Annotated in this window: 21 protein-coding genes and 1 pseudogene; 10 read left to right on the top strand and 12 right to left on the bottom strand. The window is 61.6% G+C overall.

Going from position 1 to position 22,177, the window contains the following annotated elements:
- Positions 1-150: 150 nt before the first annotated feature.
- From rpoS to surE, 5 genes are read right to left on the bottom strand one after another with little or no spacing between them, the layout of a single operon-like run.
- On the bottom strand, positions 151-1,203 hold the full coding sequence (gene rpoS, locus CKO42_RS21140) for an RNA polymerase sigma factor RpoS (RefSeq protein WP_200248466.1): 1,053 nt from the start codon (positions 1,201-1,203) through the stop codon (positions 151-153).
- A 28-nt stretch (positions 1,204-1,231) separates the two neighbouring features.
- A complete protein-coding gene (locus tag CKO42_RS21145; RefSeq protein WP_242479586.1) occupies positions 1,232-2,059 on the bottom strand; it encodes a peptidoglycan DD-metalloendopeptidase family protein in 828 nt (275 codons plus the stop codon).
- 36 nt (positions 2,060-2,095) lie between these two features.
- Positions 2,096-2,242: a hypothetical protein gene (locus tag CKO42_RS21150; RefSeq protein ID WP_200248472.1), complete on the bottom strand. Its 147-nt coding sequence runs from the start codon at positions 2,240-2,242 to the stop codon at positions 2,096-2,098.
- Positions 2,242-2,913 carry a protein-L-isoaspartate(D-aspartate) O-methyltransferase gene (locus CKO42_RS21155; protein WP_476737482.1) on the bottom strand — a complete coding sequence of 224 codons (672 nt, stop codon included), beginning with the start codon at positions 2,911-2,913 and terminating at the stop codon, positions 2,242-2,244. Before CKO42_RS21155 ends, CKO42_RS21150 begins: the two co-directional genes overlap by 1 nt.
- A gap of 14 nt (positions 2,914-2,927) precedes the next feature.
- Complete coding sequence (surE, locus tag CKO42_RS21160) at positions 2,928-3,680, bottom strand: 5'/3'-nucleotidase SurE (protein ID WP_200248475.1); 753 nt, start codon at positions 3,678-3,680, stop codon at positions 2,928-2,930.
- Between the two features lie 131 nt (positions 3,681-3,811).
- On the opposite strand from surE, the gene CKO42_RS21165 reads away from it, so the two are divergent.
- Positions 3,812-4,357 carry a Smr/MutS family protein gene (locus CKO42_RS21165; protein ID WP_200248478.1) on the top strand — a complete coding sequence of 182 codons (546 nt, stop codon included), beginning with the start codon at positions 3,812-3,814 and terminating at the stop codon, positions 4,355-4,357.
- Between the two features lie 67 nt (positions 4,358-4,424).
- Here the strand turns inward: CKO42_RS21165 and soxB are convergent, their stop codons facing one another.
- Positions 4,425-6,212 carry a thiosulfohydrolase SoxB gene (gene soxB / locus CKO42_RS21170; RefSeq protein ID WP_200248481.1) on the bottom strand — a complete coding sequence of 596 codons (1,788 nt, stop codon included), beginning with the start codon at positions 6,210-6,212 and terminating at the stop codon, positions 4,425-4,427.
- A gap of 94 nt (positions 6,213-6,306) precedes the next feature.
- On the opposite strand from soxB, the gene CKO42_RS21175 reads away from it, so the two are divergent.
- Both CKO42_RS21175 and CKO42_RS21180 read left to right on the top strand, forming a co-directional pair.
- Positions 6,307-8,706, top strand: a complete 2,400-nt coding sequence (locus CKO42_RS21175; RefSeq protein WP_200248484.1) for a PhnD/SsuA/transferrin family substrate-binding protein — start codon at positions 6,307-6,309, stop codon at positions 8,704-8,706.
- Entirely contained in the window at positions 8,703-9,329 is a 627-nt protein-coding gene (locus CKO42_RS21180) for a response regulator transcription factor (protein ID WP_200248487.1), read from the top strand. The genes CKO42_RS21175 and CKO42_RS21180 overlap by 4 nt, the downstream gene beginning before the upstream one ends.
- Positions 9,330-9,505: 176 nt before the next feature.
- On the opposite strand, the gene soxX is transcribed toward CKO42_RS21180, so the two are convergent.
- Together soxX and soxA are read right to left on the bottom strand one after the other, a co-directional pair.
- The gene (gene soxX / locus CKO42_RS21185) at positions 9,506-10,180 is read right to left on the bottom strand and encodes a sulfur oxidation c-type cytochrome SoxX (RefSeq protein ID WP_200248492.1); all 675 of its coding nucleotides are present in this window, start codon (positions 10,178-10,180) and stop codon (positions 9,506-9,508) included.
- A 29-nt stretch (positions 10,181-10,209) separates the two neighbouring features.
- A complete protein-coding gene (soxA, locus tag CKO42_RS21190; protein WP_200248582.1) occupies positions 10,210-11,052 on the bottom strand; it encodes a sulfur oxidation c-type cytochrome SoxA in 843 nt (280 codons plus the stop codon).
- Between the two features lie 685 nt (positions 11,053-11,737).
- Here soxA and CKO42_RS21195 point away from each other — a divergent pair.
- On the top strand, positions 11,738-12,403 hold the full coding sequence (locus CKO42_RS21195) for a rhodanese-like domain-containing protein (RefSeq protein ID WP_200248499.1): 666 nt from the start codon (positions 11,738-11,740) through the stop codon (positions 12,401-12,403).
- A gap of 156 nt (positions 12,404-12,559) precedes the next feature.
- Positions 12,560-14,944 (top strand): phosphoenolpyruvate synthase, encoded by a 2,385-nt coding sequence (gene ppsA / locus CKO42_RS21200; protein WP_200248503.1) that lies wholly within the window; start codon positions 12,560-12,562, stop codon positions 14,942-14,944.
- A gap of 305 nt (positions 14,945-15,249) precedes the next feature.
- On the opposite strand, the gene CKO42_RS21205 is transcribed toward ppsA, so the two are convergent.
- A complete protein-coding gene (locus tag CKO42_RS21205) occupies positions 15,250-15,867 on the bottom strand; it encodes a hypothetical protein (RefSeq protein ID WP_200248510.1) in 618 nt (205 codons plus the stop codon).
- A gap of 130 nt (positions 15,868-15,997) precedes the next feature.
- On the bottom strand, positions 15,998-17,116 hold the full coding sequence (locus tag CKO42_RS21210; RefSeq protein ID WP_200248515.1) for a Fic family protein: 1,119 nt from the start codon (positions 17,114-17,116) through the stop codon (positions 15,998-16,000).
- Between the two features lie 180 nt (positions 17,117-17,296).
- Here CKO42_RS21210 and CKO42_RS21215 point away from each other — a divergent pair, with 180 nt between their 5' ends.
- Positions 17,297-17,689 (top strand): HVO_A0114 family putative DNA-binding protein, encoded by a 393-nt coding sequence (locus CKO42_RS21215; RefSeq protein WP_200248522.1) that lies wholly within the window; start codon positions 17,297-17,299, stop codon positions 17,687-17,689.
- A gap of 94 nt (positions 17,690-17,783) precedes the next feature.
- Here the strand turns inward: CKO42_RS21215 and CKO42_RS21220 are convergent, their stop codons facing one another.
- The gene (locus CKO42_RS21220; protein ID WP_200248526.1) at positions 17,784-18,716 is read right to left on the bottom strand and encodes an exopolyphosphatase; all 933 of its coding nucleotides are present in this window, start codon (positions 18,714-18,716) and stop codon (positions 17,784-17,786) included.
- Positions 18,717-19,019: 303 nt separating this feature from the next.
- Here CKO42_RS21220 and CKO42_RS21225 point away from each other — a divergent pair, with 303 nt between their 5' ends.
- From CKO42_RS21225 to CKO42_RS21240, 4 genes and pseudogenes are all read left to right on the top strand, one after another.
- Positions 19,020-19,973: a glutathione S-transferase family protein gene (locus tag CKO42_RS21225; RefSeq protein WP_200248531.1), complete on the top strand. Its 954-nt coding sequence runs from the start codon at positions 19,020-19,022 to the stop codon at positions 19,971-19,973.
- Between the two features lie 22 nt (positions 19,974-19,995).
- Complete coding sequence (locus CKO42_RS21230) at positions 19,996-20,355, top strand: NirD/YgiW/YdeI family stress tolerance protein (RefSeq protein ID WP_200248536.1); 360 nt, start codon at positions 19,996-19,998, stop codon at positions 20,353-20,355.
- A 32-nt stretch (positions 20,356-20,387) separates the two neighbouring features.
- Entirely contained in the window at positions 20,388-20,840 is a 453-nt protein-coding gene (gene parS, locus CKO42_RS21235) for a type II RES/Xre toxin-antitoxin system antitoxin (protein WP_200248541.1), read from the top strand.
- Positions 20,840-20,968 (top strand): annotated as a pseudogene (locus CKO42_RS21240) (RES family NAD+ phosphorylase); the annotation flags it as partial. The gene parS and the pseudogene CKO42_RS21240, both read left to right, overlap by 1 nt.
- Before the next feature lie 21 nt (positions 20,969-20,989).
- Here CKO42_RS21240 and CKO42_RS21245 read toward each other — a convergent pair.
- A complete protein-coding gene (locus CKO42_RS21245; RefSeq protein WP_200248545.1) occupies positions 20,990-22,153 on the bottom strand; it encodes a hypothetical protein in 1,164 nt (387 codons plus the stop codon).
- Positions 22,154-22,177: the final 24 nt, after the last annotated feature.

Raw genomic sequence — 22,177 nt, forward strand, 5'->3', positions numbered from 1 at the left:
CGTGATGGCCCGGTCTTTGTGAGTCTCTGTCATTGGTCTGCTCCGCTACCTTGGTTGACGATGGGTTCTCATCATCGCTTATTGTGCCCGCTCGGGGTGTGTTGGAGGAGCGGGGCGGACCATTCCATTACTGTTCGCCCAGGGTGGTCCTCACTTGAAGAACGACTCGAGCGAAAAGCCCTCTTTCTCGAGGATGTCGCGCAGCCGGCGCAGCGCATCCATCTGGATCTGACGCACCCGTTCACGCGTCACCCCTAACTCCTGGGCCACTCGCTCGAGTGTCGAATGCTCGTAGCCGTGCAGACCAAAACGACGCTCGACCACCTCGCGCTGCTTGTCGTTGAGCTTCTCCAGCCAATGATCGAGATTGGTATGGATATCAACGTCCTGGATATCATCGCTCGGATCATGGGCGGCCTCATCCTGAAGCATGTCCACCAAGGGCTTGTCGGCGTCCTTGCCATAGGGCGTATCCACGGAGGCAGTGCGCTCGTTCAAGCCGAGCATGCGCTTGACCTCAGCGATCGGCTTGTCAAGCAGCTCTGCCACCTCTTCGGTGGTGGGCTCATGGTCGAGCTGCTGCGAGAGCAACCGAGTCGCCTTCAGGTAGACGTTGATCTCCTTGACGACATGGATCGGCAGACGCACCGTTCGCGTCTGATTCATGATGGCACGCTCGATGGTCTGGCGAATCCACCATGTCGCGTAGGTCGAGAAGCGGAAACCACGTTCCGGATCGAATTTCTCAACGGCGCGGATCAGGCCGAGGTTGCCCTCTTCGATCAGGTCGAGAAGTGGCAAGCCGCGATTGAGATAGCGCCGCGCGATCTTGACCACCAAGCGCAGGTTACTGACGATCATCCGCTGACGCGCCGCCTCGTCGCCTTGCTGGGCGAGGCGCGCAAAGTGCACCTCCTCGTCAGCCGAGAGCAGCTTGGACTCGCCGATCTCGTTCAGATACAGGCGCGTTGCATCGAGTTCGGTATCGCTGGCCGCATAGCGTCTGCCGGAGTCATCGGACAACTGCGGCACCAAAGCCGCCTGCACACGAGCGTCAGGCACCTCGTCGTCATCAGGGTTATCGGCCTCGGTTTCCGGCAGATCCGGATCTTCCTCGTCAGCGTTATCGCCGTCGATCAGGATCTCGTCCTCATCGGGAAGGGCGTCCCTATCCGGGTCCTCTTCCGGTTTAACCGCTGGCATGAATCCCCCTTGGGTGCGATCGCTAAGCTTATCGTGACGCTGGCAAGAACAGCAGCGGATCAACGGTTGCGCCGTCGCGACGGATCTCGAAGTGCAACATCGGCTGGCCATCTGCCGCCTGACCAACCTCGGCGAGCTGTTGCCCGCGCTTAACCGAGGCCCCTTCACTGGCAAGCACACGGCGGTTGAAGCCGTAAGCGCTCAGATACCTTGGACTGTGCTTGACGATAATAAGATTGCCGTAACCGGCGAGTCCACTGCTACCGCTATAGACCACTTCACCATCGGCCGCTGCCGCAACCGGCGTGCCGGCCGCCGCAGCGATACGAATCCCCTGCCGGGTGCGATCGCTCGATCGATATCCCTGGACCACCCGACCCGCCACTGGCCAGGCCCAGGCCACCCCTGATGCACGCGCCGAGCTTCCAGGCTTCGCCGACGCGCTGACCTGGGCGCTCGTCTTAGCGCTGGGCTTCGCTCTGGTCTTTGCGCTGCTCTTAGAGGTGGTCTTCGCGCTAGCCCTAGGACTGCTGCGGGCGACGACCGTACCTGTGCTCCCGCTTTTGCTGCCACCCCGTGGGGGCTCGATCCGGAGCAGTTGCCCGGCATAAAGCGGATACGGCGGACCGAGGTCGTTCCAGGCCGCAAGCTTGCGCATGCTGATACGGCGTCGCTCCGCGATCTCACTCAGGGTATCGCCGGAACGAATGCGATAGAACCCGGCCGGTGCCGGTCCGTAACCACGATCATCGACCGGCGCCAGCCCGCCACCAGCGCAACCGCCCAGCACCAACGCGACCAACAGGGCAACCAATAAGGCGGCTAAGAGCGCCCGCGTCCGAGGTGGGTCTCGCAACAGAAAGCACATCCTAGAGACCAGCAAACACGCCACTCAGCGCAACAACAGAACCAGACCAATCAGCGCCACCAGCAGCCAACCGACGGTCTCGACTCCCGAGAGATGCCACTGGTAAACGGCAGCATGGGGATGCCGAGGCCAAACCAGCAGGCGGCCGTGCATCGCTGAGAACAACTTCATCAGGCAACCCCACCGAGTAAAGGCACAAAGGTAACAGGCTCTAGCACCTCGTGCTGATACCCCGAACGCTGACCGCCACGCTTCTTGACCAAACGCACGAGCACCTGCCCGCGTCCGCAATCGATCGGCAGCACCATGCGCCCGCCAGGCGCCAACTGCTCCGCCAGCCGACGCGGAATGCCGCTGGCTGCAGCAGTCACCAGAATCCCATCGAACGGGGCATACTCGGTCCAACCTGTGCTGCCATCGCCATAGCGTAGACGCACATTGCGCAGCTTTAGCGCTCGCAGGCGCTGCTCGGCACGCGCCTGCAGCGAGCTGATCCGCTCGACGCTATAGACGCGCCGCACCAGCGCCGCGAGCACCGCGGTCTGATAGCCAGAGCCGGTGCCCACCTCCAGCACGGTCTGAACCGGGCCCGCCTCGAGCAGCGCTTGGGTCATGCGCGCCACCATGTAGGGCTGCGAGATGGTCTGTCCCCAGCCGATCGGCAACGACGAATCCTCATAAGCTCGACTCGCCAGGGCCTCCTCGACAAACAGATGACGCGGTAGCTGGCGCAGCGCCTCGATCACCGCATCGTCCTCAAGCCCCGCCGCCAAGAGCCGCTGCGCAAGGCGCTCGCGGGTGCGCAGCGAGGTCATGCCGCTGCCCACAGCCGGGTCGCACACCTGGGCAAGGCCGCTCATAGGGATTCCAACCATCGCCCCAGCGGCGCAACCGCCTCATGGCGGGTCAGATCAACCTTCAGCGGGGTGATTGAAACATAGCCGAGGCGAAGCGCGTGGAAATCCGTGCCCTCGCCTGCATCCTGCTCCGGACCGGCCGGGCCGACCCAGAACATCGGTCGCCCGCGAGGATCGAGAATACGCTCGATCGGCTCGGCCTTGTGGCGATGCCCAAGCCGCGTCGCGCGAATGCCGCGCAGCTCAGAGAGTGGCAGGTCAGGAACATTGACATTGAGGATGGTACTGGGCGGCATCTCCATGTCGTTGTCGCGCAGCCCGGCAATCAACTGCGCAGCGACCGCTGCAGCCGTGCCAAGATGCTGCGGCTCATGCGCGTCGATAGAGATGGCCAATGCCGGCAACCCAAGAAAGCGTCCTTCAGTCGCGGCCGCAACCGTGCCCGAATAGATCACGTCGTCACCGAGATTGGGGCCGTGATTGATGCCGGCGACGACCAGGTCAGGCTCCTCATCGAGCAGCCCGGTAATCGCCAGGTGCACGCAATCGGTTGGCGTTCCGTTGACGCGGATGAAACCGTTATCGAGCTGCTCGGCGCGAATCGGCACATCGAGTGTCAGCGAGTTGCTCGCGCCGCTGCGGTCGCGGTCCGGCGCCACGACCGTCAGCTCGCCGAACTGTACAAGCTCGTCGGCGAGGGCTTGGAGGCCGGGTGAGCGGTAGCCATCATCGTTACTGAGAAGAATCTTCATGGGCATCGGGGCGAACAACCGGCCTGCTCTGGTCCTGACATGGGTACACGAGTTTACCGGTAGCAGCGAAACACAGGCCCGGCAAGTTTGCTACATTCTCGGCTCGACGCCGCGAAAACGCGAGAAGAAATGTGAACAACCGTCTTCAGGATGCTGATTATGCGTTATTTCGCGCAGAAGTCGAAGATGCCATTCCGCTCGATAACGAGATCGCCGAGCCGTTTCGCGAGCGACCGAAGCCGATCCCACGTCCACGCGTTGAAGAGGCGCCGGTCGAAGATCCACAGCTCCTGTCAGAGTCTGAGGTCGAGACCCACGACTACCTGGTCTTTATGCGGCCTGGTCTGCAGAAGCGGGTCTTGCTCTCGCTTCAGCGCGGCCAGATAGAGCCGAGCCTCGAGCTCGACCTGCATGGGTTGAGGGTGAACCATTCCGGCTCACTCCTGCAGACATTCCTCGCCGATTGCGCCGCCCGGCGGGTACGCTGCGCGAAGATCATTCACGGCAAAGGCCGCGGCTCGGAAAATCGCCAACCGGTACTGAAGTGCAAGGTGAATTATTGGCTGCGGTTGCGCCCAGACGTGCTCGCGTTTTGCTCGGCACCGCGTTTTGACGGCGGCACCGGCGCGGTCTATGTGTTGCTGCGCAACCCGGAGAAGGCAAAGCGACGACGCTAGCGGTCGCTAGCGTCGTGCACCATAGCTAGGCTGATACAGCTCGGCTAATCCAGGCTTGATCCAACCTCTAGCTCAGGATCTGGCCATCGTAGTCAGCGATGCCCGGGTTGCCCTTGACGTTCTTCAGCTTCGGCGTGTTGAGCTTGTCGATCTTCACCGTCTTCGCATCGCGCAGATAGGTCGCGACTGTCTCCCAGATCGGCTCGCCCGGCGACTGACTGCCAACCGTCGCCCAGCCGGAGACGACATAGGTCTTGTCGGCCTCGATCTTGGTGCCGTCATCGAGCTGCATTTCAGAGACGCGCTTGCCCATCCCGGCCGCCGGATCGCAGACGTAATCCAGCCCGCCGACGCGCACCATATCGCCACCCTGCTGCACATACGGATCGGCATTGAACAGGTTGTCGCAGACATCCTCCAAGATCGCCTTGATGTCGGCCCCGCTCATCTCGCGCCGATAGGTCTCCGGATAGGTGATGCAGGTCTGATCCATGACGTTGTCCATGGTGATCTTCTGCCCCGGCAGCACCGTCGTCCCCCAGCGGAAGCCGGGTGAGAGGCTGACCTGGGCGTCATTGACCTTGCGCAGCGCATCACAGATCACCTGATCGAAGGTGCCGTTGAAGTTACCGCGGCGATAGAGCACCTCCTCGGCCGTCGCCAACTCCTCGGTCAGCTTGTCCAGGTACGGCGCGCGCTGCTCCTCGATGTACTTGACCATCTCCGCGTTGGGCTTGAGCAGATTCGAGAACACCGGCAGCAAGCGATAACGGTAATCGCGCAGCTTGCCGTCCTTGATGTCGAGGTCCATCACGCCGAGGAACTTGCCGTTCGAGCCGGCATTGGTGACCAGGGTCTTGCCGCTGGCATTCTCGACGATGGTCGGGGCTGGCATGCCGTCGTGGGTATGGCCGCCGAAGATGGCATCGATGCCAGTGACCCGCGAGGCCATCTTCAGGTCGACGTCCATCCCGTTGTGCGAGAGCACCACGACCAGATCCGGCGATTCCTCGTCGCGCACCTTGTCGACGAACTCCTGCATGCGCTGATCCTGGATACCGAAGGTCCAGTCCGGGATGAAGCGCTGCGGGTTGGCGATCGGCGTGTAGGGGAAGGCCTGACCGATCACCGCCACCCGTGAGCCGCCGACCTCTTTGATGGTGTAGGGATTGAAGGCGAGGCCGTCGTCTTCCTGGAAGCCGCCAAAGTCCTCGAACTGGTAGTCGAACAGGGCCTCTTCACGCACCTTGACGTTCTGCGCCACGAAGTCGCCATTGAAAGCCTCGATGTTCTTGATGACCTCGGTGTCCAGGTAGGTGAACTCCCAGTGGCCGGTCATGACGTCGACGCCGAGCCGGTTAGTCGCACCGACCATGTCCATGCCGCGCGTCCAGTAGGCGGTGCCCGAGCCCTGCCAGGTGTCGCCGCCGTCCATCAGCAAGGTGTTGCCGTCGCCACGCTCGGCGCGGATGCGATCGACCAGGGTCTTCAGATGCGCAAAGCCGCCGACGGTGCCGTATTTCTCGGCCGCCTCGGCGAAATCGAGATAGCTGAAGGCATGCGCCTCGATGGTGCCTGGCGCGATACCGAAGTGCTTCAGCAGCGCCTCGCCGACGATGTGCGGCGCCTTGCCAAACGCCGGCCCGATGCCGAGGTTGACGTTGGGTTCGCGGAAATAGACTGGATTGAGCTGCGCATGGCAATCGGTCATGTGCAGCAGCGTCAGATTGCCGAACTTGGGCACCTCATAGAGGTCACTCGGCTGCTTGGCCTCGGCGAAGACCGAGCGCGGTAACATGCCAGCGGCACCGGCCAGGCTCAACAGACGGACGAATTCACGGCGAGAAATAGTCATTGGGGTATCATCTCCTCCTAACATTCTGCTTATCGACTCGCCGCGATCCGTTCAGGCTGACTGCCTGCTCGGCGCGGCTAAAAGCGGCCATAGTATGCACGCGGGCCACCTCGGATTACCATTCACCGAAGCCTTGCCTCGACTAGGGACTTTCTGCCTTGATGGGCCCAGGGAGCTCCGTTCGATCGCACTGGGGTATCGGCGCCAGCGCCGACCGCAGCAGCGCCGAGCCCAACTGCGCAGAACACTGCTCGTCGTCGGGCTGATCGCCTTATCGGTCGCAGCTGGCAACCGCGCGCACGCCGACACAACCGGGCTCGATGACTCCGACCTGCCGCGGCAGATCGAGATTGGCGTGCTCAGCCATCGCGGCGATCGCGTCACCCAGCAGCAATGGGGTCCGACCGCCGACTATCTGACCCTAGCGCTCCCGCGCCACTGTTTCCGGATCTTGCCGCTCGCGTTCAGCGAGGTCGAAGGGGCGTTGGCCAGCGGCCGCATCCAATTCTTGCTAGTCAACCCGGGCATGTACGTCGATCTGGAGGTGCGTTATCGCATCTCCCGCATTGCGACCCTGCGCAACGGCACCGGCAATCAGGCACGCAACCGCTTTGGGGGCGTGATCTTCACCCGCACCGAGCGCGATGATATTGCCCAATTATCCGACCTGCGCGGCAAACGCCTGCTCGCAGTGGACCCGAATTCATTCGGTGGCTTCCTGATGCAGCTCGATGTCTTGCGTCAGCAGGGCATCGCCGCGCCCCGCGCGCTGGCTGCACTCGAGTTCGCGGGCATCCACGATGCCGTCGTGCTTGGGGTGCGCGATGGCCGCGCAGACGCCGGCATGGTCCGCACCGACATCCTCGAGCGCATGGCGAATCAGGGCAGCATCAACCTCTCGGATTTTCGCGTACTCGCATCACCCGCCGCCCCTGACTTCGCACTGCTGCTCAGCACCCCGCTCTACCCCGAATGGCCCTTCAGCACCCTGCAACACACGCCAAACGCATTGGCCCAACAGGTTGCCGTGGCGCTGATGCAGATGCCACAGGATGATCCGGCTGCGTTGGCCGGCGGTTACGCCGGCTGGACCGTGCCGCTCGACTATCAGCCGGTGCATCAACTCCTGCAGGCACTGGGGCGGCCACCCTACGATCAACCGACCGCCTTCACCCTGAGCGATGCCTTGCGGCGCTACTGGCCTGCTGTGGTGCTCGGTCTCCTGGCACTCGGGCTCTTGGCTGCCCTCAGCGGCCGACTGAAGACCCTCAATGCACGCCTCAATCGCGCCAAGTCGCGCCTCGAGCAGCGCCAGGAGCTGATCCTCAACTCGGTGGCCGAGGGCATCTACGGCGTCGATCTCTGCGGCAGAACCACCTTCGTCAACAAGGCCGTTGAGCGCCTGACGGGTTGGGATGGGCATCAGCTCATCGGCTGCAATCAGCATCAGGTGCTCCATCATGCGCATCGCCAAGCGCATCGCCATGAGCACCGCCAAGCGCATCAGCATGCGCATCACCGCACCGCCCTCGCGACTGCAGATGAAGACTGCCCGGTCTACGCCACCTTCCGCGACCAGCGCCCACGCTTCGTTGAGGACGATCTGTTCTGGCGCCGAGACGGCTCCTGCTTCCCGGTCGAGTTCAGCACCACCCCAATCCGCGATGAGCGCGGCAACACCGTCGGCAGCGTGGTCGTCTTTCGCGACATCACTGAACGACGCGAGGCCGCCGAGCGCATCCGTGGTCTGCAGCGCGAGCAGGCCCGAGCCGCGCGCCTCAGCACGCTCGGCGAGATGGCATCGGGCATTGCCCATGAGCTCAATCAACCGCTCACCGCCATCAGCACCAACGCTCGCGCCTGCGTGCGGCTGGTCGAGAACGGACGCGGCAACCTTGAGCGCTGCACGGAGGTCATGACCAAGATTGCCGACCAAGCCGAGCGTGCGGGCGAGATCATCCGCCATATCCGACGTTTCGTCCGCAAAGAGCCACTCGAGACAGCCTCGGTCGCCGTTGCCGATCTGTTCGAGACGGTGCTCGTACTGCTGCACCAGGACGCCGGTCAGCATGCGGTCGAGATCCACGCCAACATCGATACGAACGTCGGCGCGGTCAGGGTTCAGCGCATCGAGATCGAGCAGGTGATCCTCAATTTAGCCCGTAATGCGGTCGAAGCCATGGCCGAGATCGAGGGTCCCCATCGACTCTGGCTCGAGGCCAGCCGTGCCGACAATCCAGCGAGCATCCAGATCCGCGTCAAGGATACCGGTCCAGGCATCCCGGAGCAGATCCATGAGCGCCTGTTCGAGCCCTTCGTGACGACCAAGCGCAAAGGCTTAGGGCTTGGGCTGTCGATCAGTGCGGGTATCGTCGAGAGCCATGGCAGCCGACTCAGTCTCTGCCAGCAGCCGTCCGGCGGGGCCTGCTTCGCATTCAATCTTCCGGTCGCACCTGAGGTGCCGCAGCCGCCCCATCCTGGAGTCCAGCCATGACCACTGATCCTAGGGTCTTTATCGTTGACGATGACGATGAAGTGCGCGCCGCCATCGCACTCCTGATGGAATCTGTCGGCCTCGATGTGCGCAGCTATGACTCGGCACAGGCCTTTCTCGAGGACTTCGATCCACAACGCCCAGGCTGCCTAGTGCTCGATGTGCGCATGCGCGGCATGAGCGGGCTTGAACTGCAGAGTCACCTCGCTCAGCAGCCGCTCTACCCGCCCATCGTCATCATCACCGGCCATGGCGATGTGCCGATGGCGGTGCGTGCGGTGCAGGCTGGCGCCATCGATTTTCTCGAGAAGCCGTTCAATGATCAGGCCCTGCTTGATGCCGTGCATCACGCCCTGAGCGTTGATGAGCATCGCCGTGGCCATGCGCTACAACGCGCCGAGATCAATCGACGGCTGGAACGCCTGACCCCGCGCGAGCGCGAGATCCTCGATCAGATCATTGCCGGTAAGCGCAACAAGGTCATCGCCTACGATCTTGGCATTAGTCAATCGACGGTCGAAGCGCACCGGGCCAAGGTCATGGACAAGCTCGGCGCAGGCTCGCTCTCCGAGCTGATGCGGCTGATGTTGAAGCACGCGAAGAACGATCAGGAAGAGGACTGAATCGTCGCATCAGGGCTCGCGCAGGCAGTTGCAGGCCCGGCCTTGATGGAATCAGGCGAAGAGTCGGGCGAAGAGTCAGGCGAAGAGAGAGCGATTGAAAAGGGGCACCGAGAAAACCGCGATGCCCAAGACGCCAGCTGTGATCCCCCGATCGCGGAGGATCACACTGAGTGACATCACTGATTGACCGGAGACTCCGGATCGAGCAGATAGGCCATGATGTCGGCCATCGACTGCTGGTCCAGGTAGCCACTGACGCCAAACCTGGGCATATTGGTGCAGGGGAACGCGGAGTGCGAGTTATAGATCACGTCGTAGGTGTACTTCTTGATCGCATCGCTATCGCCCCGAATCCTTCCATAGCCCACCAGACTTGGGCCAATACTACCGCCGGTGCGATCGGTCCCGATCTGATGGCAGTTGTAGCAATTGCCGCCGACCTCGTTGTTCTCGTGATCGTCGACACGATGACCGACGCGGAAGCCGTAGCCAGACCATGCCAGATCGCGACCCCGCTTCCAATCGCCGAGCTTGATGCCGTCTTCCGGGTAGGTGATGGTCTCACGCGCCTTCTGGCTGACCTCAAGCAAGGTGTCCATGTCCGGCCGGGTGCCATCGATGCTTGAGCAGGTCTTCTGCAACCAATCCTGCTCCATACGCTGGCGCGTCGTGCCCCCCTCCTGAACCTCTTGATCGAGCTTGAAACCGCCGGCCTCGAAAATCAGGTACTCGGCGAGCTCTTCGGGCGTCATCTTGGTGTAGTCGACCTCTGCGGCAAACAGGGCGGCACTGGAGATCGAAAGGGCGGCAAGGGCGACGAACTTGCTCGCCAGATTGAACTGCTTTGACATTGTTTGGAATCTCCTCTGGGCGTCAGTGATCAGCGCTTCATGTCCGACAGGATTGCAGGCTGGCCGCGGGCCGCATCGGTCCAGTAGCTCAGCATGGCGATGCTTGCGTCAGAGCCAGCGATCGGCATGGGTTGACGCATCTGCCAGTAGCAACCACGCAGGCGGTGTTGGCTGCTGCGAACATGGTCGTGACCGACCCGAAACGCTGGCCAGGAGATTGCCTTCGTCCACTCCTCCGGGACATTTTTATTCGGCAACACCGAGGCACGGATACGCTTGCCGGACGCGGCATGGCAGGTACTGCAGGCAAAGTCAGCCTTGCCGGCGCGGCGGTAGAACATGACCTGTCCGGCATCCCGCAAGGCCTTCTCCAGCGGATGATCCATCGGCGGATTCCAGGCAAAGCCACTGGATTGGCTGGCGATATAGGTCTGCAGCTTCATGTGATCCGAACCACTGCCGTGACGCTTCTTCACCTCAGGATCATCCGGGCTGAAGCCTTGCAGCGTGACCATGCAGTGGATCAGCCGTGTCTCGAGGTCCATCACCTTGCCGGTGTCTTCGAAGTAACGCGGCATCTCGACATACGCCCCCTCCAACACACCCGGGCCCTTGCCAAAATCGCACTCTTCAAGCGACACGTTGTTCGGTCCACGAGGCTCCTTGAACAGCTCTTCGCCATCCGACGCCGTCCATATTGCCGGGCTGTCGGGCATCATCATGAGGTTCTGGTCGCTCTGCGACAGATACTCGGACTGGGTCCGAGCGATCAGGCCCTCGAGCACATCGATCGGCTCTTGATAGGTGCCTACCGCGGCCTTCGCGGCTACACCCTGGGCGGCGCGCGCCTCCTCTTTGGCGAGCAGTCGCATCGCCATGGCATCCTGGCGCCATGCCCATTGTGCGTATTGCAGCGCCCGCGTGTATTGGCGCGACGGCAACACCGACTCGGCTTGCTCAATCATCTCGTCGGTGGGGCTTTCGGTGACGCCGGCGGCGATCGCCTCCTCGCGCATCTGCTTCGCCTCGGAGATCGCGGACTCGGCCTCTTCACGCGTCGTCGCCCAGACCGTCAGCGGGATCAAAGCCACGAGCAGTAGCACCAACGCGGCCCGCCCTAGACGCCGTGCACGCCCGCTCGGCAGATGCAACTGTTGATGTTGATTCGCAGCATGACCGGACACTTCGTGACGCGACCGGAGCGGCATTGGCAGTAACTTTCGTAACATTGAAACCTCGTATCCACTTAATGGTCTTTCTTGATCTCAGCTAGGGTAGAGCACCCTGAACGCCGCGCTATCCTGCAAATACCCAAGCGCGCATGTCAAGAAATAACAGAACATTAGAATGTTATAAATCAATGATCGGCTGCGGATTTCACCGCTTCGATCACCTATAATCGCTTGTTCTCTGGTGGCTTACCCAAGTTTCCACGGTACTAAAGCGATCTCAGTCTAAACTGTCATACCCTGTAACAAGCGCTTCATCGTCCGGGGTGGCGACGCGCCATGTACGTCTGACTAACCTTATCTGACTAACCTTAAAGGAGTACGCGCCTTGATCATCCGTCCCACCTTCGCCCTCGCCTCGCTGCTGCTCATCGGCCCGTTCGCTCAGGCTGAGGACAACAAGATCACGCCAACGCTCGAGAGCGTCGACGTCAGTCACCAGGGCACAACCCAGACGATCACCCGCGGCGCGGACCGCCACGCCACCCTCCCGGAGATGTTCCAAAAGACCGAGCGCGGCTGTCCGCCCTTCTGTGTGCAGCCGATGCAAGCGCTTCCCGGCGTCGAGACCATCGGCGAGCTTGAGGTCCTGGACTACCTGAGCCGGATACACCAGGGCGACGCCTCGATCCTGGTCGTCGATTCGCGCACGCCAGACTGGGTGATGCGCGGCACCATTCCGGGCGCGGTCAACATCCCTTGGAACAGACTCAACACCGATCCTAGCGGAAGCCTGCAACAGGCTGGCGAGGCCGAGGACCTTGGGCAAATACTGACCGAGCAATTCGGCGCCAGCCAAGACCCAAGCAACAGCCAGTGGCAGTTCAATGATGCCAAGACCCTGGTCCTCTTCTGCAACGGCATCTGGTGTGCACAATCGACCGCCAACCTCAAGACCTTGGCGGGACTCGGCTACCCGGTCGACAAACTCAAATGGTACCGAGGCGGAATGCAGGACTGGCTCAGCGTTGGGCTGACCGCCGTCAAGCCCTAGCACTGTTCTTCAAGCCAGCATGAACACCGACTGCGGCTGATCGTCGCGAGGCGGAACCGCCGCAGGGCCAAGGTCGGCAAATTGATGCACCGCACAAAAAGCGCGTACCTTATCGTTTATAGTGTTTTGTTTTTCGATCCAGAGGCACCGAGAGCAATGACCGATTATGTGCGTTGGCTGAGCGACTTAGGAATGGATGACGTGGGCGTCGTTGGCGGCAAGAACGCCTCGCTTGGCGAGATGATCCAACATCTCACCCAGCTCGGGGTGCTGGTCCCTGGTGGCTTCGCGACCACCGCGCAGGCCTACCGCGACTTCTTGGCGGTTGATAACCTGGCCGAGCGCATTGCTGCCGAGCTGGACGCACTTGACGTCGATGACATCGCCGCGCTCAGCGCCGCCGGCCCGCGCATCCGCGGCTGGATCATCGAGCAGCCATTCCAGTCCGAGCTCGACCAAGCCATCGAACAGGCCTACGCCGCCCTCGCCGAGAACATCGAGAACGCCGCCGATGCGACCTGGGCGGTGCGTTCCTCTGCCACCGCCGAGGATCTGCCCGACGCCTCCTTTGCCGGTCAACAAGAGACCTTCCTGAATATCCACGGCTTAGACAATGTCAAGCGGGCCATCAAGGAGGTCTTCGCCTCGCTCTATAACGATCGCGCCATCTCCTATCGCGTGCACAAGGGCTTCACCCACGCCGATGTCGCGCTGTCGGCCGGCATCCAGCGCATGGTGCGCAGCGACCTGGCCGCCAGCGGTGTGATGTTCACGCTCGACACCGAATCCGGCTTCAACGACGCCGTCTTCATCACCGCCAGTGTCGGCCTCGGCGAGATGGTGGTCCAAGGCGCGGTCAACCCCGACGAATTCTACGTGCACAAACCCACGCTCGCGGCCGGGCGCCCCGCCATCCTGCGTCGCACCGTTGGCGACAAGGCCATGCGCATGGTCTTTGCCGAGCCCGGCAGCCGCGAGCCGGTGCGCACCGAACAGACGCCGATGGCCGATCGCCAACAGTTCTCGATCAGCGATGCCGAGATCGAGGCGCTAGCCAAGCAGGCGGTGCTGATCGAACAGCACTACCAGCGCCCGATGGACATCGAATGGGCCAAAGACGGCCTCGACGGCAAGCTCTACATCGTCCAGGCGCGCCCAGAGACGGTACAGAGCCGCAGCGGCCAGGTGGTCGAGCGCTATCGGCTGCAGGAGAGCGGTGGCCAGGTCATCGCCACCGGGCGCAGCATCGGCGGGCGCATCGGCGCTGGTAAGGCACGGGTGGTCGAGTCGATCCGCGATATGGAGCATGTCCAGGCCGGCGATGTGCTGATCACCGATATGACCGACCCCGACTGGGAGCCGGTGATGAAGCGGGCCGCCGCCATTGTCACCAATCGCGGTGGTAGGACATGTCATGCCGCGATCATTGCCCGCGAATTGGGCGTGCCAGCCGTCGTCGGCTGCAACGATGCGACCGATAAGATCGCCGATGGCCAAGCCGTCACGGTCTCTTGCGCCGAGGGCGATACCGGTTACATCTATGACGGCGAGCTTGCATTCGAGCATAAGGTGATCGAGCTCGAGAAGATGCCCGAGGTGCCGGTCAAGGTGATGATGAACGTCGGCAACCCGGAGCGCGCCTTCGGTTTCGCCTCGATCCCGAATGCCGGCGTTGGTCTCGCTCGGCTCGAGTTCATCATCAACAACAGCATCGGCATCCATCCGAAGGCGCTGCTGGAATTCGACCAGCTGCCCGATGACCTCAAGGCCGAGATCAGCCCGCGCATCGCCGCTTATCCGAGCCCGCGTGAGTTCTTCGTCATGCGCCTGGCCGAAGGCATCGCCACACTGGCAGCGACCTTTGCGCCGAATCCGGTCATCATCCGCATGTCCGACTTCAAGTCGAATGAATACGCGAACCTGGTCGCCGGCCCGCGCTACGAGCCCGACGAAGAGAACCCGATGATCGGCTTCCGCGGCGCCGGGCGTTATGTCTCCGACAGCTTCAAGGCCTGCTTCGAGATGGAATGCGAGGCGTTGAAATACGTCCGTAATGAGATGGGCCTGACCAATCTGCAGATCATGATCCCCTTCGTGCGAACCCTGAATCAGGCCAAGGCGGTCACCGAGGCGCTGGCCGAGCAGGGTCTCAAGCGCGGCGAGAATGGCCTCAAGCTAATCATGATGTGCGAGATCCCCTCCAACGCCGTGCTCGCCGAGCAGTTCCTCGAGTACTTCGACGGCTTCTCGATCGGCTCCAACGACATGACCCAGCTCACCCTTGGCATCGACCGCGACTCAAGCCTGGTCGCTGCCGACTTCGACGAGCGTGACCCAGCGGTCAAGGCCATGCTATCGATGGCCATCCAGGCCTGCCGCAAGCAGGGCAAGTACGTCGGCATCTGCGGTCAAGGGCCTTCGGACCATGCCGACTTTGCTGATTGGCTGGTCAAGGAAGGGATTGAGAGTGTGTCGCTGAACCCGGATACCGTGATCGATACATGGCTGTATCTGGCTGAGCACATGGAGAAGAAAGGCTGAAGGCTGAAGGCTGAAGGCTGAAGGCTGAAGGCTGAAGGCTGAAGGCTGAAGGCTGAAGGCTGAAGGCTGAAGGCTGAAGGCTGAAGGCTGAAGGCTGAAGGCTGAAGGCTGAAGGCTGAAGATTGTAGTCTGGTCTGAATGGTGGCAGGGATGCCATAGCCTTCAGCGAAAGAGAATGATGAGGCCAGCTTCATTCTGCACGCCTCACTCCTCACTCCTCACTCCTCACTCCTCATTCTTCACTCCTCATTCTTCACGCTCATGGCACGGCACCACCCCGAATCATGAATCGCGTGAGATTCAGATTAAAAATAGGGCGCCTCATAAAAGTCATCCGTTCCAAGAAGCGGAACGTATTTGGTGACGATACTTGCAAACTGATCGGGGCCAGCCAAATACCTCCAATCATCAATGGAGCCGCGGAAACAGAAGCGCTCCGCATAAAAGGTTCTTGTTACCTTATCCTGCAAGGAAAACCTGAGGACTGCGGAATAATTCTTGTCGACAAAACGGCCAGCGGCAGCAATCGCGTCACCTGTTTTTTGACCGGAAAAATGAGGCAGTTGGCTTAACAGCCCAGCGAATGAGCTTTCGAAATAGCCAGGATCGATCGTTGACTCATAGATGGTGATCTTTTCGTCCTTACAGTCGATCAAATAGCGCCTGCTTCTCTGCAAAGATGCGACCTGTTTCTTGACGAATTGCTCCTCGATATCCGTGATCAGACGAGGACGCTTCTTTCTAAGAAAGACTTGGGCGTTTTCTGGATGCTCGTAGACCTCATAGCCTTCCGGCATCTTTTCGACCCTGACACCTTTCCCGTTCTCTCGCGATGAGAAAAAATACCGAGGCTTGCCGGTCGGTGTTTTACCCTCAAAGAGATGATAAATCTGCCCAGCCCGGTTCGTATAGTCTACTGCCATATCAAGCCCTCTTTCATTCTTAATTGCAGGCGCGATTTAAGGACCGACGAGTCGCTCCTTCTTTTCCAGCAAGATCGCGTTTTCCATCAGAATCGCGTTTTCCAGCAGGATCGCGCCCCAGGTTCAACAATCATTCTACAACCACCTCATAACTGGTGCTGCGTCCACCAGCCCCCGAGCGGCGCAAGACACCGCGCGCGAGTAGGTCATTGATATCGCGCAGCGCAGTATCCGAAGAGCATTTGGCGATCTTAGCCCACTTGCGGGTCGTCAATTTGCCGTCGAAGCCGTCGAGCAGGCGATTGAGCAGCTTCACCTGCCGTGCGTTCATCGGCTGCTCGGCCCAGCGCTGCCAGAATCGCGTCTTGACCAACACCGCATCCAGTGTGCACTGCGCCTCGTCCAATGCCCGGCCCAAGGCGCCGAGCAGCCAATGGAGCCACTCGGTGACATCTAAGGTGCCACGCTGCGCCTGCTCAAGCAGGATGTAATAATCCTTGCGCTCGCGCTGGATCTGCGCCGAGAGGCTGTAGAACCGTTGCGCGCTCCCATCGGCCCGCACCAGCAGCAGATCGCCAATCGCTCGCGCGACGCGTCCGTTGCCATCATCGAACGGATGCAAGGTCACGAGCCACAGATGCCCGAGCCCAGCGCGAATCAGTGCTGGCTCCTGGGGCGGTCCATTGAGCCAGGCCAGAAAACGCGCGACCTCCGCATCCAAATGCTCGGCAGGTGGCGCCTCGAAGTGCACCCGCTCGCGTCCAATAGGGCCGGAAACCACCTGCATCGGCCCGAGCGCATCGTCGCGCCAGCCGCCGACCTTGATCCGGCTCAGCCCGGAATAACCGGTTGGAAACAACGCCGCATGCCAGCCAAGCAGCCGCTCTCGCGTCACCGGCGCTTGCGCATTCGCGGTCGCGTCGAGCACCATCTCGACGAGCCCTTCGACATGACGGTCCACGGGCGCCAGCGCGCCAATGTCCACGCCCAAGCGGCGCGCGACAGATGAGCGCACCGAAGCCACATCGAGCAGCTCACCCTCGATCGCACTGGTCTCGACGATGTCATTGGTCAGGGCTTCCAACTGCGCCTGATCGCGCAAGGTCAGACCGACATCAGCCAGGCGCCCAAGCAACAGTCCCTGCGCGCGGCTGACCTGCGCCAGAGGCTCGGCCAGCACGGCGAGGTCATAGCGCCAGCTCGGCCAGTCCTCGTGCTGCCAAATGTAGGTTTTTTCACCGCGGATCATGCGGCGATTGTGGAGCCGATTCGCCGCAAGGTCTAGCCGGCTCTTCAACCTGGAGGTGAAACTGCCCCGCACTTGCGGCAACGCCCTGATCCGTCCATCGACGGCTCGATGAACGCGCGTCCGTTCCGTCACAATCACAAGCAGTCGCACAAACGCTGGAGACCATCGCTGAAGGCGATCATGAGCACTGAATCTTGGGAGGATCTGCAATCGCGGGCCTTAGCCATCGCTCAGCAGGTCGATGCTGGCGAGGGCGAGACGCCCCCCGAGGCCGACTATCATCTGAGCTTCGCGGATTCGGCACAGCTGTTCGCTGAGCTCACACCGGCGCGCCTGGCACTGCTCGAGCAGCTCAAGACGCTGGGTACGGCCTCGATCCAAACCCTGGCCGAGCAGCTGCACGCCGATCAAGGCGCCATTCGCGCCGATATCGTTCAGCTCTTGGCCTGGGAGCTGATCGCGCAAGCGAGCGACGGGCAACTCTATATCCCCTGGGACGAGATTGAGATCCAGATCACCCTTCCTCTGGATCGGCAACCCCGAGACAACCGTCCAAGGGCGCAGGAACGGTGAATCTCCACCAGCGGCGATTGTAGGCGGGATGTGCCGCTTGATGAGATGCCTGGTTCTGGCCAGCCCGCCGGAGGACGCGCCGCAATAGCCATGGTCAACCGTCGGCGGTAATGCGCCCGATGAGCTCCTCGCGCACCCGCACAGCCTGGTCATTGTCGACTTGGCAGGTGCCAGCGGCATGATGACCACCGCCGCCGTATTCCAGCATCAGGCTGCCGATGTTGGTCTTTGAACTGCGATCGAGGATCGACTTGCCAACCGCGAACACCGTGTTCTGCTGCTGCCGTCCCCACATCACGTGCATGGAGATGTTGGCCTGCGGATAGAGCGCATAGATGACGAAGCGGTTGGTGGCCCAGATCGGGTCTTGGTCACGCAGATCGACCTCGATCAGGTTGCCGTGCAAAGTAGAGACGCGCTCGAGCTGCGCGCGCGCCTCGTCTTGGTGATCGAAGTAGAGTTCGCAGCGCTCCATCACATGCGGCAAGTCCAGGATCTGATCGATCTCGTGGTCGCGACAGTAGTCGATCAGCTGCATCATCAGCTGATAGTTAGAGATGGTGAACTCGCGGAACCGCCCTAGGCCGGTGCGCGCGTCCATCAGAAAGTTCAGCAGCACCCAGCCCTGGGGGTCGAGGATCTCGTCGCGGCTGAAGTCGGCGGAGTCGCTCTTGTCCACAGCCGCCATCATCGCCTCACTGACCCGAGGAAAGCGCTCCTTGCCGCCGTAGTAGTCGTAGACGACGCGCGCCGCCGAGGGCGCCTTGGGGTCGATGATGTGGTTCTCCCGGCGCTGACCGCCGGCGCGCTCGATCTCGCTGGCATGGTGGTCGAAGGCGAGGTGAACGCCCTCCACATAGGGTAGGTTTGTGGTGATGTCGCGGTCGGTGATCTCGATCACGCCATCCTGCATGTCCTTGGGGTGGACGAAGCTGATCTCGTCCACCAAATCCAGCTCCTTGAGCAGGACGGCGCAGACCAGGCCGTCGAAATCACTACGGGTCACGAGGCGAAAATTGTCGGCCATGATGGAGGTCTCCAGAAAGGGGCAACCACTCGGCGTATTAGCGGGCTAAGCGGCAAAGGGGTGAAGTGTAACCCGGAATCCACCTTGCTCCTGCCTGTCCGCACCGGTCTAACGCTCATGGCGCCGCGCCACCCCGGCAGATGAATCGCGCGAAAATGATGTTAAGGGATATAGCGCATCGCCGCCCAGTCGATGAAGCGCTTGCTTCACGGCAACAATCCAACGGCCCAAGCGTCCAAGCGTTTCGCCTATCGAATGCTCACCTGAGTCCAAGTCTTTAGATCATTGTCATCAGGAGCCTGCATGCACCATACAGACAACGGCGAATTCATCCGTTGGGAATCCGGCTTTCGCCACTGGGTAACGCCAGATGGCAGCCCTGGCCCCTCCGGCGAAGGCGGCTTCCCAGCCGAGCCGGACCGTTATCACCTCTACGTCTCCCACGCCTGCCCCTGGGCGCATCGCACCCTGATCGTCCGCGCCCTCAAAAGGCTCGAGGAGCTGATCAGCGTCTCGGTGGTGCATCCGCTGATGCCGGCCGAGAGCTGGGTCTTCGGCGAGTATCCAGGCGCGACACCGGACCATGTGCACGGCTTCGACAAGCTGCAGCAACTCTACCAGCACAGCGCCTCTGACTTCGATGGCGTCGTGACCGTGCCGGTGCTCTACGACAAGCAGCGCCAGACCATCGTCAACAACGAGTCCGCCGAGATCATCCGCATGCTCAACAGCGCCTTTGACGCTTGGGGCAACGCTGAGCTTGATCTCTATCCGGTCGAGCTGCGCGCCGAGATCGACGCGATCAATGCGCTGGTCTACGACAACATCAACAACGGCGTCTACCGGGCCGGCTTCGCCACCACCCAAGCCGCCTATGAAGACGCCTTCGACAAGCTCTTTGCGACCCTCGACCAATTAGAGGAAAGGCTGGCGACGCAGCGCTATCTGGTCGGCGATCGCATCACCGAGGCCGATTGGCGCCTATTCACGACCCTGGTGCGCTTCGACCCGGTCTATCACGGCCACTTCAAGTGCAACCGCCAGCGCCTCATCGACTATCCGAATCTCTGGGCCTATACCCGCGAGCTCTACCAGGTGCCCGGCATCGCCGAGACGGTCAACATGGACCACATCAAACTGCACTACTACGGCAGCCACAAACAGATCAATCCGACCGGCATCGTGCCGAAAGGGCCGGAGCTAGACGTTCAGATTTCCTCGCAGCGCCACTATCTTGCAACCGATAACGACTCGTAAACCGTGACAAAGAGATCCTGAAATGAAACACCCTCTGTTCTTGGCGCTGATCTTGGCACTCTGTCTCCTCTTTCTGTCTTCGACGACACTAGCCCAGTTCACCGGACCCTCTGCGTCAGGTGAGGCAAGCACGGTCGAGCAGGCGAGAAATGCCCGCATCGGCACCTATGTGACCCTGACCGGCAACATCGTTGCCCAGCAACGGGAGGACTATTACCGCTTCCGCGATCAAACAGGCGAGATTCGGGTCGAGATCGAAACTCCGGTCTGGCGAAACCGCAAGATCGGACCCGACACCAAGGTGCGGCTGGTTGCCGAGGTCGATCGAAACGCGACAGGCACCCGCTATCTCTGGGTGGAATCGCTTGAGCTTGTCGAGTGACTGCAGGCGCTTTGTTTTCACTGGAGGCACCCATGACAACCGCCAGCCTGGAGTCCCCTTTTGTGTCGGCAGTGACCTTGCTCGGTGGCGAAGGCGTGCTGCATGCCCAGCCACGGGTGGTCATGGACTGGATACCCTTGGTACGCCAGGGCCTGCCATCCGCCTGTGTCGACGCGGTGGTTCGCATCACAGGCATCACGCAGACTGAGTTGGCGCATGCCCTCGCCATTCCTGAGCGCACACTGGCCAGGCGCAAGCGTGAAGGTGCCTTGTCGCCCGAAGAGTCAGCCAAATTGGTGCGCTTTGTCCGCGTGGTCGCGCGTGCCGAGACGGTCTTCGAAGATGCCAACAGCGCACTGAACTGGCTACAAAGTCCAAATGCCTCAGTCGGCGGCGTCACCCCGCTGTCGCTGCTTGACACTGAGATCGGTGCCGACAGCGTGCTGGACACCCTGGGCCGCATTGAGCACGGGGTGTTTGCCTGATGCGGACTGTGTGGCGGATCACCACCGCCCGCTTTGCCCAGACGGCCTTCAGCGGTGAAGGCGCCCGGCGCTACGGAGGACGCTGGAATCCGAAAGGCTGGGAGCTGGTCTACACCGCCGACTCCCAATCTTGGGCGGAGTGTGCCCGATCATCCCGGCCAATGGTCGGTCGCGATGGGCTCGCCCAGATCGGCCTCGATCAGTCGCGCACGCACCGCCAGCAGGTGCTCCAGCAGGCGCGGCTCGAACGCTGCATAGGCAGCGGCATCGGGCTCACGCTTGACCACAACCCCGAGCAGCTCGGTGATGGCATTGCCAATCGAGTTTTGGCTGATGGTCACCAGCAGACGGCCCTCGTCGTTGCGGTAGATGATCTGTTTGAAGGCTGGCTGCCAGCGGATGGCGTTGGCGTACTGGGCATCGCGGATGCACTGGTCTCGCACCCGCTTGGCCGTGGCCAGGAAGGCGTTGTCGAATAGCAGCACGCTGTCCACCGCATCCGGGAAATAGGCGCCCTCCGGCATCGGCGCGTTGCGGGTCGAGACCTGCGAGAAGAAGGTCCGGTAGAAGTCCAGGAAGCCCATCAGGATCAGATCGTATTCGCGCCAGAAGCGGACATCCTCAAGCGCCTCGACCCCACCCTGAATCTCCCAACAGGGCAGCCCCTGCGGATACCCGGTCAGCGAGAGCTGCGAGCTGCTCTGGCTCGCCGGCTGCAGGATCTCAAGATCGAGGGCGCGCTCGAAGAAGGCGCGGTAGACCTCCTTCATGTGCGCCTGGAATAGGCAGTGCTGCCCGCCGTCGGTGAGGTTGGGGTTGTCCGGGTCGGCGAGCTTGGCCTGGCGCAGCTGGTCCATCGGGAAGACGATGAAGTGGTTGTGCAGCATGCGGATGCTCGGCACCCCGGGCGCGGTGAGCGACCAGGTCGCGTCCAGGCTCGCCTCCCCGGCCAAAATCAACGCCTGCTCCGGGTCTGGGTAGTGCTCGGCCATGTAGCGGATGATGATCTGGTTCATCCGGTTCCAGACCCGCTTGACCTGATCCGGCACCTGGGTACGCCGCACCGGCCGGCCGAGTGGATCGAGGATCACCCGCGAGGTGTCGTAGATGATCGAGGCGTCAAACGCGTTGCTGTGACCCAGCGCCTTGCGATAGAGCAGCAGGTTCTCGGGATTGCGCAGCAGCCCGTTGTTATGGGCCAGGTCGTTGAGGTTCTCGGTGCTGTTGAAGAACTCGTTCGGCTTCATCCCTTCGGGCACCGAGAGCGGAATCGGCCGATAGGGGGTCACGATCTGACGTGGACCGGTCGTCACGGCATGCCTCCTCAGGGTGTTGGT

The sequence above is a fragment of the Lamprobacter modestohalophilus genome (assembly GCF_016583905.1).
GTDB classification, from domain to species: domain Bacteria; phylum Pseudomonadota; class Gammaproteobacteria; order Chromatiales; family Chromatiaceae; genus Lamprobacter; species Lamprobacter modestohalophilus.

Bases quoted from the DNA above. Each gene is read 5' to 3' on its own strand.
- CKO42_RS21230 (WP_200248536.1), top strand. From the start codon at position 19,996: ATGAAACACCCTCTGTTCTTGGCGCTGATCTTGGCACTCTGTCTCCTC.
- surE (WP_200248475.1), bottom strand. From the start codon at position 3,680: ATGAAGATTCTTCTCAGTAACGATGATGGCTACCGCTCACCCGGCCTC.
- parS (WP_200248541.1), top strand. From the start codon at position 20,388: ATGACAACCGCCAGCCTGGAGTCCCCTTTTGTGTCGGCAGTGACCTTG.
- ppsA (WP_200248503.1), top strand. From the start codon at position 12,560: ATGACCGATTATGTGCGTTGGCTGAGCGACTTAGGAATGGATGACGTG.
- CKO42_RS21205 (WP_200248510.1), bottom strand. From the start codon at position 15,867: ATGGCAGTAGACTATACGAACCGGGCTGGGCAGATTTATCATCTCTTT.
- CKO42_RS21210 (WP_200248515.1), bottom strand. From the start codon at position 17,116: ATGATCCGCGGTGAAAAAACCTACATTTGGCAGCACGAGGACTGGCCG.
- CKO42_RS21150 (WP_200248472.1), bottom strand. From the start codon at position 2,242: ATGAAGTTGTTCTCAGCGATGCACGGCCGCCTGCTGGTTTGGCCTCGG.
- soxA (WP_200248582.1), bottom strand. From the start codon at position 11,052: ATGCGACTGCTCGCCAAAGAGGAGGCGCGCGCCGCCCAGGGTGTAGCC.
- CKO42_RS21225 (WP_200248531.1), top strand. From the start codon at position 19,020: ATGCACCATACAGACAACGGCGAATTCATCCGTTGGGAATCCGGCTTT.
- CKO42_RS21215 (WP_200248522.1), top strand. From the start codon at position 17,297: ATGAGCACTGAATCTTGGGAGGATCTGCAATCGCGGGCCTTAGCCATC.
- CKO42_RS21220 (WP_200248526.1), bottom strand. From the start codon at position 18,716: ATGGCCGACAATTTTCGCCTCGTGACCCGTAGTGATTTCGACGGCCTG.
- soxX (WP_200248492.1), bottom strand. From the start codon at position 10,180: ATGTCAAAGCAGTTCAATCTGGCGAGCAAGTTCGTCGCCCTTGCCGCC.
- soxB (WP_200248481.1), bottom strand. From the start codon at position 6,212: ATGACTATTTCTCGCCGTGAATTCGTCCGTCTGTTGAGCCTGGCCGGT.
- CKO42_RS21180 (WP_200248487.1), top strand. From the start codon at position 8,703: ATGACCACTGATCCTAGGGTCTTTATCGTTGACGATGACGATGAAGTG.
- CKO42_RS21175 (WP_200248484.1), top strand. From the start codon at position 6,307: ATGCACGCGGGCCACCTCGGATTACCATTCACCGAAGCCTTGCCTCGA.
- rpoS (WP_200248466.1), bottom strand. From the start codon at position 1,203: ATGCCAGCGGTTAAACCGGAAGAGGACCCGGATAGGGACGCCCTTCCC.